At 49.3% G+C, this 16,684-nt stretch carries 10 protein-coding genes; 2 read left to right on the top strand and 8 right to left on the bottom strand.

The window, feature by feature from the left end:
* Nucleotides 1-352, top strand: a 352-nt coding sequence (locus A1332_RS04045; RefSeq protein ID WP_419865986.1) for a JAB domain-containing protein, incomplete at its 5' end; no start/stop codon positions are given.
* Nucleotides 353-414: 62 nt separating this feature from the next.
* Nucleotides 415-765: a hypothetical protein gene (locus A1332_RS04040; RefSeq protein ID WP_064007273.1), complete on the top strand. Its 351-nt coding sequence runs from the start codon at nt 415-417 to the stop codon at nt 763-765.
* A gap of 142 nt (nt 766-907) precedes the next feature.
* Here the strand turns inward: A1332_RS04040 and A1332_RS04035 are convergent, their stop codons facing one another.
* The 8 genes from A1332_RS04035 to A1332_RS04000 all read right to left on the bottom strand — a co-directional run bounded on the left by A1332_RS04035 (nt 908) and on the right by A1332_RS04000 (nt 16,651).
* A complete protein-coding gene (locus A1332_RS04035) occupies nt 908-3,580 on the bottom strand; it encodes a TrlF family AAA-like ATPase (RefSeq protein WP_064007280.1) in 2,673 nt (890 codons plus the stop codon).
* Nucleotides 3,581-3,688: 108 nt separating this feature from the next.
* Nucleotides 3,689-6,667, bottom strand: coding sequence for a type III restriction-modification system endonuclease (locus tag A1332_RS04030; protein ID WP_064007272.1), 2,979 nt, complete (start codon nt 6,665-6,667; stop codon nt 3,689-3,691).
* Nucleotides 6,667-7,851, bottom strand: a complete 1,185-nt coding sequence (locus A1332_RS04025) for a PDDEXK nuclease domain-containing protein (protein WP_064007271.1) — start codon at nt 7,849-7,851, stop codon at nt 6,667-6,669. The genes A1332_RS04030 and A1332_RS04025 overlap by 1 nt, the downstream gene beginning before the upstream one ends.
* 2 nt (nt 7,852-7,853) lie before the next feature.
* The gene (locus A1332_RS04020) at nt 7,854-9,860 is read right to left on the bottom strand and encodes a site-specific DNA-methyltransferase (RefSeq protein ID WP_064007270.1); all 2,007 of its coding nucleotides are present in this window, start codon (nt 9,858-9,860) and stop codon (nt 7,854-7,856) included.
* Between the two features lie 20 nt (nt 9,861-9,880).
* Complete coding sequence (locus A1332_RS04015; RefSeq protein WP_064007269.1) at nt 9,881-10,645, bottom strand: DUF4391 domain-containing protein; 765 nt, start codon at nt 10,643-10,645, stop codon at nt 9,881-9,883.
* Entirely contained in the window at nt 10,642-13,851 is a 3,210-nt protein-coding gene (locus tag A1332_RS04010) for a helicase-related protein (RefSeq protein ID WP_064007268.1), read from the bottom strand. Before A1332_RS04010 ends, A1332_RS04015 begins: the two co-directional genes overlap by 4 nt.
* A gap of 278 nt (nt 13,852-14,129) precedes the next feature.
* On the bottom strand, nt 14,130-14,690 hold the full coding sequence (locus A1332_RS04005; RefSeq protein ID WP_231890206.1) for an OmpA family protein: 561 nt from the start codon (nt 14,688-14,690) through the stop codon (nt 14,130-14,132).
* A 107-nt stretch (nt 14,691-14,797) separates the two neighbouring features.
* Nucleotides 14,798-16,651, bottom strand: a complete 1,854-nt coding sequence (locus tag A1332_RS04000) for an LPD7 domain-containing protein (RefSeq protein ID WP_064007266.1) — start codon at nt 16,649-16,651, stop codon at nt 14,798-14,800.
* Between the last annotated feature and the right edge of the window lie 33 nt (nt 16,652-16,684).

Genomic DNA, 16,684 nt, shown 5'->3' with positions numbered 1-16,684 from the left:
AATTAATCAGAATACGCAGTTGCAAGCCGCTCACCTTGAACATGAGGTTTTCGGCGTGTTGTTATTGGATAATCAGCATCAATTGATTGAGTCAGTTACTTTGTTCCGTGGCACTATCGATGGCGCAAGTGTTTACCCTCGTGAGGTAGTAAAAGAAGTTCTTTCCGTTAATGCGGCAGCTTGCATTTTCTTTCACAATCACCCGTCGAGTCTGGCGGAGCCTTCCGATGCGGATCGCCGGATTACCACCCGCCTGATCGATGCTTTAAAACTGATCGATGTTCGGGTTTTGGATCACTTGATTGTCACTTGCCGCAGTGCCTATAGTTTCGCGGAAGCTGGAATTTTATAAACTTTCTGAGGGGCGGCTTAATCCGCCCCTCATTATTCATTGAATGATTTACAGGGGTTTTTATGGAAACTGTACCTATTTATGACGTGGGCGGATCGTTGCCGATTTCGCTCGATGCCTTTCGAAACCGGCCTTGCGCCTTGCCTTTCAGTCACGCGGCATACGTGCCGCCTACGCCTGAAGAAGTGAATCGATTGATTAAGCTAGTCGGTTGGTCGCAAAGTGTCACAGCAAAGCTTGTGGGCGTTAATTACGTGCCTAAAAAAGGGTCATCGACGATTAGAAAATGGCAGGCAAGTGTTGAGAAAGATGATTATCGTGAAATTCCGTATTCAGCCTGGCGGTTAATGTTGCTTTATGCCGGTGTTGTATCCATTGATGATGGATTGGCGGCGTTGAATGTACATAGCTGAAGAAGACCAGGCGCGGACCGTGACCAGCGCCGGCGGGTTGCTGTCACCAATAACAATGGTATTGGTGACAAGCTAGGCACTTCGGGTAGTGCTCTGTATAGCGTGCGCTACGCGCAACAGCGACTACCAATGCATTCGATTTCTAGAATCCATAGACTTCCTGCCGCCGCTTGAACGCTTTTTGGCTTCCTTCTAAAATTGTGCAGACAATATCCTTAGTTTCCGTCGTGTCGATAGACCCGCGATCTCTGATTATCGACAGTTCGCTTGCGCCGCGAAGAGGGATAATCAATTCGGCATCTCCCAAAACTGCAATATTCGCATTATGGGTTACGATTATAACCTGCCGGTATTCCTTGATACTCCGGAGGGATCGTACCAGGGTTTTATAGATGAACTCACTGTCGAGGTTATCCTCAGGCTGGTCGATGATGAGTGGTGTTTTGCTCTTCGAGAACAACAAGATCGATAGCAGTATCGACTGCTGTTGCCCGAGGGACAACATCGAGAAGTCGCGGACTTGATAAGTCTTGTTTCCATTCCCCATCACGACAGCTTTGCTCACCTTGATTTCTGGTCTATCTTCAAAGACACACCGTTCAAGTGCCGACTTTGTATCCCACTGACCCATAGTGGTTAGGATGTCACCGGCATCGCTTTTTGAGAAAACTTTATTATTGTCAATATCAACTACCTGTTCCAGCTTGTCTGTAACTTTCCGATTAATTGCGTCCAGCAAGGTAATCGGCGATAGTTGCGAAGCAATCAGATTAGCCTTTGGTACCTGCGAAGTTCGCCATCCCATTGCTGTTTTGATTAGATTCTCAAAGTCATTGGAGAGCAAGCCTTCGTGAAATTTGATCGTGACCTTATAGTCAACTACAGTTGTAGCGAGGTTATTGTTCATCGCCATCGCGAACGCCTGCCGCGTGGTGAACAGCTTACTCTTTAATTCTAGACGGTCCTTTAGCAGGCTCCGCCTCACCTTGAATGCTTCCTGTTGTTTAGGAATGCTCTTCTTTAATTCTATGAGCTTTGCAGCTGAGTCGGTCGCATCCTTTGTAACCTTGCGGATGAATGCTATATCGAGCTTGATATTCTGCTTTTCGAGTTCTCTGCGAAGGTCTTCGATCTTCGTTTGAGTCTCCTTTTCCTTTAAGGCCCAGCTTTTCAGTTGGGCCGTAATCTTAGCATTTGCATCAGTAATCTTTGTTTTGAGTTGGGTTGAAAGCGATTCCACTTCTGCCGCGAGATTATTCACGAGCGTTTTTACCGTTTCAAATTCAGTCTGTCCAACAGCTAGTGTTGTCCCGTCTTGTTCCGACATCAGGTTTTTAAGCTCTTCACTCGTCAAGCATTCATTGATTGAATTTAGCAGCGTCTTAAGGTTGATATTGAGCCGATCCCGGAAGAGTCGTTCCTTAGCCAACTTCTCTTCAAGTTCTACTACCTCGCTTGCCTTCTGGTTTTTCAGTGCTGCAACTTGAACATCGGCAAGAGTCTTCGCTTTTTCCGTTTCAGCGATCCGGTTTATATCCTGTTGTAGATTTTCGATTAATGTCTGGTTCGCAAGAAGATTGTCCCTAAGCTCAATATCCAGCTGATTCATTGCATTAAGGTCCATGAATCCGTCAATAAACTTGAGCAGGATGGTAGGGTCCTTGTCGCAGTGCTGGATTGTCTCCGCAGTTTCTCCTTGACCGTAGCTCTCGATTGTAACCCACGTCGGCCCGTCTGGATCAGCGTTTGAAATGTCGTTCAGTTTGCTGCGAGTTAGGATATGTTGCTGCCCCACCTCGTCTTCGTAAACGAGCGAGATTTCATCTGGCCAAACCTCAGAATCCACAATCGTATTATTGATAGGGTTCCCTGAAGCGACCCGCAATGACTCAAGCATCGTAGATTTACCTGCCCCGCGACCACCTATAATGCATGTTAAATTTCGGCTGAAATGAACCACTTGGTTTTTAAGGAAGCCACCTTCAAGTTTCATACCAATGAAATGCGGAATAGAGGGCGGAATTAAGTCTTCAAGTCGCACTCGCGCTGCACAGTCGAGCAGTGCGATCCGGAGGGCGTCGAAAGTAAGTGACTCCATTTTTAAACGTGTGAGCCGCCGATTGCCATTTGCGTTTCTACCAAGCGCGGCGAGACTGTGGGCATCCGACGACATGACCTTCGCCAGTTCAGTTCTCTCTTCTTGGCCTAGGTATTCGCAACGCAGCACAGCACAGTTCTTTCGATCAGGGCTATCATCTGAATGTGAGAACCATAGACTGTTGTTGGCATTCGAGACTTCTAGTGCAAGAAGGTTTTTACAATTCAGAACTTCCTGTTTGAAAGTATTGTACTTAACAATGGTTTTCTCGAAACCATTGTCGAGATCGATATGAGCGCAGATTCCAAAGCCTTCAAATTCGTCAGCAAATTTGAGGCATTGAGGGATCGTATCGTAACAAGTCTTTTTATCGGATGAAATGTTCAGCTTGCCATAGAAGCGCTCAATTGACTGAAGCGTGGGGAAGTAGACTAGAAAATGACCTTGAGGCGTGGAGAGTTCTACGCCTGGTACGACAAGAATAGGCTTGCCCTCTGCATGTTTTAATGCACGACTGATATTACCGATTTGATTATGATCAGTGATTGCGATGATTTGGAGGTTCTCTGTAATCGCTGTATCAACGATATTCTCAGGAGACATGTTTGTGTCAGTCACATCGTATGACCCTGTATCTCCGAAGGAATGGATGTGCAAATCTGCTCGGCGAAATTGTGCACCATTCGATTCATTTCTTATTTCTGATATGACTGTCATTCCATTCATCCTAAGTTCGTATATGGTCGTACATAGTAGAGCCTGTGTTATTTCTAGGCGTTTTGTCAGCGGCGCGATGCGTGTTGGTAATAGTGATAAAAAGTGGCTCTACTCACTATGCGCCATCACATCTTCAAGTTTTGTCGCCTTAACAAAACGTGCGGGGTTGTCGCCGATTGCCAAGGCTTCAAAATGCGCCTCGCCACATTTGATTTTGGCGCTTTCCTTATCTCGTAGATCATCGGTGAAAAGACTACCCTTGGTTTCCACGACAAAATAGAGGCGTTCTGCACCGTCCAGCTCCACCAATACAGCCCAATCAGGATTGTAGCTGCCTAATGGGGTTGGAACCTTAAACCAGCCTGGCAGCTTGGCATATACCTTGACGGATTCGTTCTTTTCCAGTTGTTCGGCGAAACCGCGCTCAACTCCACTGGAGTCATAGACGACATGCTCATGGACAGACTTTTCGACGGCCAGCATATTTTTTAGATAGCCGGTTAATTCTTCCTTCTCAAAAAGCTCCTGAGCATAATAATGTTCATCACCAATACGCTGGTACTTGATACCATCCACCAGGGCGAGGCGCTTAGTGCGGTTGATGGATTCACTGGCAAGCTCGATGAACTGCTGCGGGTTACGAGCAAAGTCATTCAGCCGGTTGCTGTCATTCAGGATCGTGACCAGACTGCGGCGGGTAAGCTGGGTCTTGTCCTGCAAATCGGTCAGGATGTCAGGTAGCTCGATGTCCCTTTCATCCAGCGTGATGGATGCGCCCGTAGCGGTTTCTTCCGCAATGACCCCACCCCGGCCAATGGCAAGATCGGCTTTACGAATATTGACCCGTGTTTTTGTGATTGGCGGACAATGCCAGATGGCTTGGGCGCAATCTTTCAGCAATTTCTTATTGTCGAATTGCACCCTGTAAGTAGTCTTGTGCTTAATCCGGTTCCACAATGCCTTGAACTGCTCGCTGTGTAAGATGGCCTGCCGCGTTTTAACCTGCTTTCGCTCATTGGCATCTTTGATTTCCAGTTTTCCGGCGAGCTTGCGCAAGATTTCTTTGACCTGTGGAAGCTGCGCGGAGAAGGCTTCCGGCAAGGTTAGCGAACCGTCTTTAAGCACCTTGCGCAAGGCATCCTGAACCTTGCCCTTTGCATCCAGATAGCCCGTCTCTTTTAGATGGTTCCAGAGCGCTTCAGATTGCGCCACGCCCAACGGCTGGGTTTTTCCAGTCGCGTCTGGCACGGCAATAGCGGCAAACTGGTGTTTTTCCACGATACCGAAGCGGATACCGGTATCGGCCTCGATCTCTTTTTGCAGGTTTTCGGCGAATTCCTCGTAACTCTCAGTGGCGATGACGGTCAAGGTATTGATGTCAAAGCCGCGCAGTCGCTCGCCATTCTGGTTGACGCATAGGCGCAAACCGCGACCAATAGTTTGCCGCCGCTCACGCTCGGTTCCGATCTCTCGCAAGGCACAAATCTGGAAGACATTGGGGTTGTCCCAACCTTCGCGCAACGCTGAATGGGAGAATATAAACTTGAGTTTGGTATCGAAACTAAGCAGTTTTTCCTTTTCTCTCATAATCAAGCTGTAAGCCCGCTCGGCGTTGTCACGGCCAGCTTGGTTATTATCGGCGGTCTCTGTCCAGACGCCTTTTTTATCAATGGAGAAATAGCCGCCATGCACTTCGGAAGCGTCAGCACTCAAATCCACTTCGTTAAATAAGCTTTGATAGTCTGGATGAGCCGCCAGACGCCGATATTCTTCCTCGAACATCACCGCATATTTGCCATTTTCGCGTGCACCGTCGGCGCTATAGCGGCGGTAATGATCCACAACGTCGATAAAAAATAGGCTCAGAACCTTTATTCCCTGTGGGCGTAGCCGCAGTTCTTTATCTAAATGCTCTTTGATCGTGCGCCGGATCATCAACCGCTTGAGGGCGTCAGCATCCACATCGCCGATAGCTTGGTCGATCCGTAACCAATGCTCGCCACCTGGCGTTTTTAGTTCGACCAATTCATTGCCTTTTTCACAACGAATTTCCCCGACCAGACAATTGGCGTAAATGGCTCGGCCTGTGGTTTGCTCCAGATCGTCGCCGTCCAGGACTGTTATTGGCTCACGGCGGACATGCGCCCCTCGCTGAATATCCAGTTCAAGCTGCGCGGAAATGACACCACGCTTGTTGCTCACGCTTAGCAGTTTCACATAAGCCTTATTGTGGCCACCATCGACCTGAAGGGAGGCGACTTCAATCTGCTTTACCAGCTTTTGTTCGTAAGCATCCACGGCATCGAGGCGGAAAACCATGTTGTGTTTATCCACATGGGTCGCTGAATAACGTAGCGTGCAGAGCGGGTTCATGGCATCGAGCGCCTGTTTACCTTGCCCTTGCAAGCCACCATCAACGCTTTGCGGTTCATCCACGATGATGATGGGAAGCGTTGCTTTAATGAGGTCGATAGGTTTCTCACCGCCGGTTTTCTCGCTGTCCTTATAGAGGTTGTTCACGTCCTTCTTATTGATAGCGCCTACTGTTACTACCATGACCTGAATATTCGGACTGGTAGCAAAATTGCGCACCTGGCCGAGTTTGGATGAATCATATTGAAAGAACTCATAGCCCTTGGCTCCAGGATACAAGTTCTCAAAGTGGTCACGAGTGATTTCCAGGGTTTTGTTGGTTCCTTCCTTAATTGCCACGGAAGGCACAACGATCACGAATTTTGTAAAGCCGTAGCGCTTGTTCAGCTCGAAAGCCGTGCGCAGATAGACATAGGTTTTTCCCGTGCCGGTTTCCATTTCCACGGTGAAATCACCAGAGGCCAAGCCAGACGCAGGTTTTAGGCCGTTGCGAAGCTGAATATCGCCGAGATTGGCAAGCAGCTCGTCATCGAGCAATTGCAAGCGGTTGCCGATACCGAGATCATTCGTTGCGAACATATCGCTTTGGGCGCCGACAGCGTTATGGGTAACGGTGAATTCGGTTCGGCAAATTTCTTGCCCACGAAACAAGTCACACACAGACTCAATAGCGTCATGCTGGTAATCAAGGTTAGGTTCGAAGTGGAGTTTCATTATTGATTTTCCTGATCTGCCTGTAACTTAGCTTCAATAAGGGCGCGTTCTTTGGCGAGTTCGCGGCCCAACTCCTCCTCGCTGGGCAGATAGAGCATATATTTCGAAGCGAAAATCTGCTTGCTGTCATTCAGCACAGAATATTTGGCAATGGTTTCGTTTTTCTTGGCGCAGAGAATCAAACCAATGGTGGGGTTATCGCCCTCGGAAAGGTACTTATCGTCAAACATGCGCACATAGCTATCAATTTGCCCGACATCTTGGTGAGTCAGCTCACCTATTTTTAAGTCGATAAGCACATAGCATTTGAGAATGCAGTGATAGAAAACCAGATCGATGTAAAAAAAATCTTCGCCGAATTGAAGGCGCTTCTGGCGGCCAACAAAGGCGAAGCCTTTGCCCAATTCAAGTAAAAAGGCTTGTAGATTATCGATAATCGCCGCTTCAATATCGGATTCATGCAGTATTTTAGAATCCGGTAGTCCAAGGAAATCGAGAATATAAGGCTCCTTGATCGTATCTGCCGGGGTTTTGACTGTGTGGCCTTCGCGTGTCAAAGCCATCACCCCGGCTTTGTCGCTGCTTTTCAACAGTCTCGCAAAAAGCTGGGTATAGACTTGGCGCTTGAGATGCTTCACATCCCAGCCTTCCTTTTCGGCCTCGATTTCATAAAACAGACGCTCATTCCGATGCTCGATAGCCATCAACACCCGATAATGTGACCATCCCAAATGCGGCGAAAAACCGAGTTCGCTATCTGCTTGTTCAACCGACTGAGCTAAGTCAGCCAAAACGCCACTTTGAGTGTGGCGATTTTCAGCTTTGTGCAATTCGCCACCTCCGATGTGGCGAATTTCGGGAACGCGATCCCCATACACGGTGTAGAAGGTTCGGAAGTAACGCAAGTTGGTCACCGAAAAGCCTCGGCCAAACGTTGCTTGCAACTGCGTGGACAATTGCACGATAAGCTGGTCGCCATAGCCCGCCCGTACCTCGCCGCCTTGCAGTGCCGCCACAATCTCCCGACCTATCAGCCAGTAGGCAATCACCATATTGCTATTGACAGTGCGTAGCACATTGGCCCGTGCCTGTTCCAAAATGGACACCACACGCTCGGTCAAATCCACGCCACTTGGGTGGATGAGCACGTTTCCCTGAATCTTAAGCGACGGTTTCTTTGGCATGGTCACAAACTCCGCACGTTTTCCAGCCCATTTTGCTGGAGAATGGCGGTGAGATTGGTTTTCCCCACGTCATCGGCAAAGGCGCTATCACGGAATACTACTTGGGTTTCACCAGCCGGCGATAATTGCTTATGCCATTCCACTATCCCCAAGGCCAAAGATTCGGCTTCATTGTTGCTGATTTGTGGAGCCAGGCAGGTTAGCAAAGTGCCAGCACCAATGCTGTGAACGGTTTTGCCGGAAATGTTCTTCTGTTCAATAGGCACAGTCAGGTTTAAGCCCAGCTTGAGCAGTAGCTCGAACAGAATATCCTGTTCCGTGCGGTCGGTTTTCAGGTGTTCGGCGTGTTGAAGAAGGGTATCGGCCAAATCATCCCTATTAGGCTCCCAGGCATGGATGTTGGATGAGTCCAGCTTAAAGACACGGAAACCAGTATCTCCTCCGAAGATTGGATTTTCGTCTTTAATCTTTTTTCCAGCACGGCGCAGACGTTCTTTTGTCAGTTCGGCAATAGTGCGAGGTTTGCCGAGTTTGTCACAGTAGCCAGCGGCCGTTTTCTGATCCTTGTTTTCAGGATCGAGTGGTTCTGGAAGTTGGACGAGGATATAATGGCGATTTGAGTTGTCGGTAGCGTTTTGAGCTAGAACGGCGTGACCAAGGGTGCCAGAACCGGCAAAAAAATCCATGATGACATCATTTTCTGATGTCATCATGCCAATCAGTTCTTTCAGTACTGTTTCGTCTTTAGGGAAGTCGAAACAGTCTTCCCCCATGAATTCGCGAAGACGTTTCGTTGCGGCTCGTCCGTCTTGATAAAACACACTATACGGAGCCTGATATTCACGATCCATCAAATATGATTTGATGCACGGTACTGCGTTTTCATCCACGCCAAAATGAACACGATCTTCTAAAATCCATTGTTTCATTTTTTCTGGGTCACTCGTCATCCAGCCCCTTGATGGTATCGAGACAGGCTTTCCAGTCCGCGGGTGCAACACTTCATACTTTGGTCCCCCACCACCTGGCCAAGAGATATTGTCTGGAAAAAACACACCACGAGCATCTACATGTGCATAGTGTCTATGTGCCTTGGCTGGGTGACTGTCTGCAAGGCCCTTATACCAAGCCTTCATTCCCTCCGTCATTGCGGCATAGTCTGTACCATGCTCACGCATGAGTTTCTTATGTTGAGCGTAAATATCCTCTAAACCTTTTTTACGTTGTCTCCATTCTATTTTTTGCTCAGTTAAATAACCCGAGTCACGGGCATAACAGACGATATATTCGTGTGAAACAGAGATCAGGCGTGAATCATTTTTGCGCCCTGCCGCCCAGACCATATCAGCAACAAAATTTTCTTGCCCGAAGATGTCATCCATTGCTGCTCGTAAGCGCGGTTGCTCAGTTTCATCGCACGAAACGAATATTGCCCCATCCCGTTTGAGTAAGCTCTGTGCCAGCTTCAATCGCGGATACATCATATTCAGCCAGTCGGTATGAAAACGACCGCTGGCTTCGGTGTTGCTGCTGATTTTTTTGCCGCCCTCTACTTGGCCGGTGAGTTCCAAGTAGTTTTTGATGTTGTCCTGAAAATTGTCGGGGTAAACGAAGTCTTTGCCGGTGTTATAGGGTGGGTCAATATAAATGAGCTTCACTTTTCCGGCATAGCTCTTTTGCAAGAGCTTAAGCACTTCCAGGTTGTCGCCTTCGATCATCAAGTTTTGCGTGGTGTCCCAGTCCACGCTTTCTTCCGGACTAGGGCAAGGGCGCAATGTGCCGGTTGATGGTGTCAGAGCTATTTGCCGAGCGCGGCGTTTGCCGTGCCAATTAAGCCCGTATTTTTCCTCACGCTCATCAACCAAACCGCCAAGCAATTGCTTCAATACCTCGAAGTCCACCTTGCTTTCGGTGAAGGCTTCGGGGAATAGTGATTGAAGCAGCGCAATGTTTCCGGCAATCAGATCGGCGCTTTGGGTTTCTGGGTCTTGGTCAGTCAATTTCTGCACAGCTTTTTCCTTTATGCCCTTTAGGGTGAGAGTGTTGTCTTGAGTTCGGCCAGTTCTGCTTCCAGCCTTTTGATCGTCATATTCAGTTCCACGCGGCGATTGAGCTGTTTTTCTTTCGCGGCTTGGTTGCGTAAGGTCGTTAATTCATACTGTAGCCGAGCGTGGTTTGCCAGCCCGTCCCGCAAAATTGTTGAGTGTTCGGCGGAAGTCGGGGGGGTGAAACTGCCCGTAATGCTTGCGGCTTCCAGTTCTGCCAAACGGTCGATCCAGGCCTGATAAAGAGCAAACAGGTCGGCGGCAGGCAGGGTTGAGAGCGCGAGGTTGGATAAAAATAGGGTCTCTGGTTCAGCCAAGGCGTTCGGATCAATCGCGGCGGTTCTGTGCAGGTCTTCAATCACCACTTTGCCCGCTTCGCCTTGTGACCAGCGCTTATGAACCAAGGAAAGGCTGACCTTTTCGTTTTGGCTGGACAGCAATACAACGGGGTATGGAATAGCCCGATGAATCAGTTCTATAAGCCGCGTAGGCTTTGCCGCTGGGCGGAAGGTGACAGTGAGGATAGCGATTTCCAGATATTCCCGGACCTCGTCACGATAGTCCGGCACGCCGATATTGGTGGGCTTAAGCGCGGCGATCCAGTGTATGTCCTCAATGCCATCCTGAATCTGCCGTTTGTCGGCAGCGGTCGGCACGCCCTGGTCCAGCAACAGTTTTTTCGGCACGCGCTGATCCACGCGGGCGTCTGGCGGCAAAGCTAAAGCGTCGATGACAGGCGCAAAGATCATGCAGGCACAGATTCTGGCAGGATGACCAGAAAGGCCACGACCTCAAAATCGTTAATGCCCTGAAACTCGCCTTTCTGGGCGTGGGTTCCGCCTGGAGTAAACAGGCTGGCGACCGCCCGCTCTTCTTTCTTGCCGACGATAGAGGCGACGGCTTTGGCAAGCAAATCCTGCACGGCACTCATTTCCTTGCCGTCCCGCGTGGTTTTATCGAAGCGGGCACAGGCCACGGCATCCGGTAAATCACGGCCTATGCAGAGCTTTTTAAGACGGTCGAGAACCTGCTTTGCCTGGTTGAACGGCAGCAATACGGTTCCATCATCGCCAATATGAACCAGATAATGGGGCGCAAGGGGATAGCCAGGCTCCACTACATTCAAAGCCGCGTCGCCTACGGCACGCAGGCAGAAAACCACACCCGAAGGGATGGCCGTTTCGCCTAGATCGTCTGTGGTGGTGACGGCAAAGGTTCCAAGTGGCAAGCTGTCTAAATGATCCTGATGGTCTTTAAGAAAGCCAGCTAGATCAATGCGGAAATCGGTGAGCGTCAAATCGGCAATCGAAACGCCGCTGCTTAGGTCTTCCAGGTCGATGACGGTATCCTGAAGCTTCAGAAGCTGTTTCCGGCGATATTCCAGATCGTTCATCTGGTTGCCGGATTGCTGCTCGATGACGTTTTCCTCGCCGGTGGCGGAAATATCCAGCAAGACCATCCGCCCGCTCACCCTTTGTTCCAAGTTGATATATTCCTCCAGCTCGATATTCGGCCAGAAGTTGACGAGCTGGATCAGCGTATTGATCGAACCAATACGGTCTATGCGCCCGAAGCGCTGAATGATACGAACCGGATTCCAATGAATGTCATAGTTGACGAGCGTGTCGCAATCTTGAAGGTTTTGCCCTTCGGAAATGCAGTCGGTCGCAATCAGAAGGTCGATTTCACCTTCGTTGGCTAACTCTTCCGGACGTTCCTTGGAGCGTGGCGAGAATGCGGTGAGGATGCTCGCCAGGTCGTTGCGCAGATTGGGCAGCGTGGTTTTGTTGCGCCCTGTGCCGGTAAGAATGGCGGTATTCAGTCCCAGTTTCTCATGCGCCCACGGCGCAAGCTGCTGATACAGATAGTGGGCGGTATCGGCGAAGGCGGTAAATACGATCACCTTACGGTTGCCTGTATTAATCTGGTTTGTGACTTTTTGCGAAATAACTTGCCGCAATGCGGCTAATTTCGCATCGCGGTCAGGGTTTACTTGTCGAGCCGCCGAAAGCAAGGTGGCAAGCCGATTGCGGTCTTCAGTGAGGTCTTGCCGCCAACGCACTAAATCCACGTCTTGCAACAACACCCGCACTTTACGCCCGACCAGAAGACTTTCAAATGCGGCATCGTCCACATCCACATCTTCAATGTCGATTTCTTCAATGCTACTTTCATGCGCTTCGAGCTTGGCGAGCGTGGCTTTCACGTCGGCAAGCTGTCGTTCGAGGGTCAACGAGAAAGACGATACGGCGCTTTCCATCCGTTTAAGGACGTTGACGCGCAGCAGGTGAACAAGACTTTCTTCACGGTCGGCTTGCCGGAAGAAGCTCTCGCCGCCGCGAATCTGGGTGCTGTATTTAGCATCATAGGCGGCCTGTTTATGCGGCAATACATAGCGAAGCGGCGCATAGGCGGCCAACGTGAGGCGGCGGATTTCGTTGTTGATTTCGCGAATGGAGCGGAATTCGCCGGATAAATCCACGTCCGGTTTGATGTTGATAGGCTTTAATCGCTCCGGAAACTTACCGGTTTCCGCCGTGCCATAGTATTTCTCAATGTGTTTGCGCGAGCGGGCAATGGTGAGCATATCGAGCAGCTTGAAGTAATCGAAGCCGAGCATATCCATAAGCCGTGCTGGCTTACGATCCGTGTCTTCCAGGGCAAGCCAGCGGTTGAACTGAAGCTGTGCTTGCCGGACGGTCGTTTCGATACTGGGAATGCCGTGATCGAATAGCGCGGTATCGTCGCCCTCGGTCACGAAAGCGATCTGGTTTTTCAGGTCGGCAAGACGATTGTTGACCGGCGTGGCGGAGAGCATCAGCACGCGGGTCTTGACGCCTTGCTGGATGATGCGGCGCATTAAGCGGTCGTAGCGAGTCTCACGGTCTTTGTGAGTGGCCTTGTTGCGGAAGTTGTGGGATTCGTCGATGACCACCAGGTCATAATTGCCCCAATTGACGTGGTTGAGGTCAATATCGCCAGACAAGCCGCCGTCACGCGATAGATCGGTGTGATTTAATACATCGTAGTTGAAACGGTCGGAGGCCAAACTATTGCGCCGGTCGTTGGCTTTGTAGATCGTCCAGTTGTCTCGTAAGCGCTTGGGCACGAGAACCAGCACGCGGTCGTTGCGAAGTTCATAATATTTGATGATGGCCAGGGCTTCGAAAGTTTTACCTAAGCCTACGCTATCAGCGATTATGCAGCCGCCATGCCGCTCAAGCTTGTCGATAGCGCCCACCACGCCATCACGCTGAAACTTGTATAACTTCTTCCAGACGGTCGTGTTGCGGATACCGGTCGCGGATTTAATAATGCGTTCTTCGTCCAGTTCCTCGCCCATATCTTTGAAAAGCCGGTAGAGGATCAAATAGTAAACGAGGGATGGTTCTTTATGTTCGATCAACTCCCTGAGCATGGAAAGGAAGTCATTTTTTGCTTCTGGGGTGGCGGGTAAACTGTCCCATAGGGATGTAAACCAGGAACCGAGAAGCGCACATTCCTCGGCACTCTCGGAAAGCTGGATAAGGCCAAACTGGTTGCCGGGGGTAATGCCAAGTCCTTCCGTAGAAAAAGAACAATTGCCGGTAATGACGCGATTGAGCGCTTTTTCCGAACTCTCGGTGATAAGAGTCGCTTGCGGAATAACCCCAGGAACGCGCTTAATTTCAGTGGTCTTCTCAATCCACTCGGCGCACTGCTTCGCCAGCCAGCGGGTTTGAAGGCGGTTACGAAATGGACGGTCGGCTATAGAATCAACAATGCCCAGATCGTCCGCTTTGGCGTTGGGCAATACCACGCGGCATTTATTGAGCTTATGCAAGAGTTCCCGCACTTCTCCGAAGGCGAAAAGCGAAAACGAAGGTGAGGCTATATCGAGCGTGGATTGTGCCACAAGGCATTTGCGCAGCTCATCGATGACCCTCTCGTTGCCGCTGTTTTTGATGATTTTCATGCGTTCCTTGTTTTAATAAATGCTTTCCACACTCCAGCCTCGTATCACTTTATAACCGACGCCAATGCTGCGTTTGGGCGCACTTTCTCGTTTTTTGAGATATTGTCGCACATAGCGAAGCGTCTCAGCTTCAACTGCATAAACGAACAGCAATTCTTATTAGTTAAGTTTGAAAAAATCAAATAGATAGCGATTTAGTTTTTAAAATTCGAGTGTGTTCTACCGCAATACTTGCGAAGTAATTTTTAAACATATTATTTTCCTTAGTCAGTCTCGAATTAATTGAAAACATCAATATCAACGCGGCGATTTTGAGCGCGGCCGGCAGCTGAATTGTTGTCGGCTACATAATCGCCAGCTGATAAGTAATTTATCGAAATAATCAAAGGCGATATTCCGTTATTCACTAAGTATCGTTGCGCCGACAGTGCGCGGTTCAGTGCGACTTGTTCATCGGCAGCACTCGCGTGTTGGCCGTCTGTTCTGCCTCGCACTACGATACGTTTAGTGTTGGTCAATAATGGAAGAAGCGCCCCGGTTTGGTCTGGTGTTGGGTTAAACTTCGTACCGTTGAATGGAAATTGCACACTGACCGTTTGCGACGTGATTAGCGATGTCTGCACTGGCGCTTGATGGATTGCCACGGGCGGTATTATGTTTTGTTCACGTAATTGTAGTAGTTCCTGTGTTTGGGCCAATTGAGCGCGAAGCGCTAATAGTTCGGTTGTCTCTCGGCTGTTTATTGGATGTCTGTCAGTACCGTCAACAACTGGCGGTACCGGCAACGATGAGCACGCGGCCATGAAGACCGCGCTAGATATAACTACCATTTTTTGCATGTTGTTGAACTCCATTATACTAAATATTTATGGGCCAATATTGTATATATTGGTAAGCATTGCGCAATATTTTCGCGCTGAAATTGTCTTGCAAGACAGTTTCAGCGTTACCGGATGCGTTCTGTTCTTTGGATTTGAGGGCTTATCTGTTCCGGTTGCTTCGGCTGTTTCGCTGCATTTTTGTCGTACATCGGTACTTCAGGGACTTTGCCGAGCTGCTCACGTTCTACAAGCCGAGCGCCTACAGCCGCTTTTAAGATTTGTTGATTAACAGGGTCTTTGACTTTTGAGTCGATCAGGGTCGCGGCCACTGCCTCAACCACCTTGGCTTTATCCGAAATTTGTACTTCCCAGGTATTACGATTTGTCTCGATTGGTTTTTTTCCGATGACTTTACCTGTTTCGTCACGATCTAAAGCCTCAACAACCACACGTTCTTTACCCTTGAATTCGAGTTTTACCTCGTCGCCGGGCTTCGCTTTTGAATCAGACATTGCACGATTGAGATCCACTCCCCAGACGGTTTTTTCGCCAGCTTTGGTGTCAAGCCTCACAAAATAACTTTGTTTTTCTTCAGGGTCGTGATTGTATTTAGCCGAGCCATGCTCAAGCACGCGACCGCTAAATACGCGAGAATCCGCCTCCACGGCCTTTTTCGTCTCTACCTGTGGCGTTATCTTGTCCGTTGTCTTTTCTGTCGGTTCTTGGCGTTCCGTGGCGGTATTACGTCCTCGCCCCGTTGCATCCTGTTCAACGACGTTCTTCATGGTATGTTCACGGCGGCCCTCAAGCGCTTTTATATCCTGCTCTGATGGTTTAAAACCACGGACTTCAAGGCCGCGCAAACTGGCTTCCATCCAAACCTCGCGCTGAAAATCGGGATGGCCTGATACTTTGATTGTTTTCCAGCCCTTGGCGTCTGCCATTGTCGCCATTGCTTTAGCCACTCGTTCATCGTTTGATGCAGATACCATCTTTTCGCCTTTATCCTTAAAGGCGATTTGTCCAGGCTGATCTTTAAAGTGGAATTTGGCACCGGACACGCGAAATTGATGGTGTAATTGTTCCATCAGTTCGATTTGACGATTTTTTTCCCGTTCGGTGAATTGTTGGCCTTGCCTGTCGGCGGTATTACTTGTGCGTTCGGCAACGTCATTGGCTGTATCTTGCTCGGTTGCTTTTTCCGACAGGTTTTCGACATCGATACGCTTTCCTTCGGCAAGCGCAGCAAGACGATTTTGTTCGCCCGCTAACTGGTCGCGGTCACGCTGACGATTTTGCGCGGCACGCGCAACAACATCAGCACCGTCAATGAACAACTCCTTTGCAGTCACCGGTTCAACAATGTTTTTTTCGTTGGCCGTTTCCCGCGCGGCGCTTATTGCGTCCAGTTCTGCGACTCGCGCGGCAATAGGTGATATTTGGGGCGGATTCCGTAAATAGCCGGAATACGCTACTTCCAATCCTGTTTTGTAATTAGGGAATTCGCGGGTGTTATCGGCGATTGTTACGGCTGCAAGTTCCTGCATTTTCGGGTCTTGAATCCGCAAAAACGCGCTGGCATCCGCCAAGGCTAATTTTCTGTCGATGGTATAGTCTATATCTTGTCCAGCTTGCGTCCTCAGTTGAGCGCGACTAGAAATTTCTCCAATACTATCTTGATCGATACCGGCCTGTATTTCGGCAAGAGTTTTGCCATCGTCACGCGTCCATTCGCCATCTATTTTACTGATTTGCGATACCACTCTATCGGCGGTATAACCTTGAAATCGTGTAGAGCCGAGTTCATCGGCCTTGGCAACCATTTCGTTCGCTGTGCTAATGAAATGGTTTGCATCATTAAACGGGTCTTGCACTCCGTATCGATGTTGGGCTTTTGATAAGTCGTTTTGGATTCGTTCGACTAATTCTTTTCCGTTTGTGCTGTTAGGTTCTGCTGGTTGAGTAGTGCGGTCTGTCATGTTGAGGCTCCTTGTCGATAAAAATATGCGGCT

It is taken from the genome of Methylomonas methanica, assembly GCF_001644035.1.
In the GTDB taxonomy this organism is placed as follows: domain Bacteria; phylum Pseudomonadota; class Gammaproteobacteria; order Methylococcales; family Methylomonadaceae; genus Methylomonas; species Methylomonas methanica_A.
Note: the sequence above shows the minus strand (reverse complement) of the source record. Positions and strands in the feature narration are given on the sequence as shown.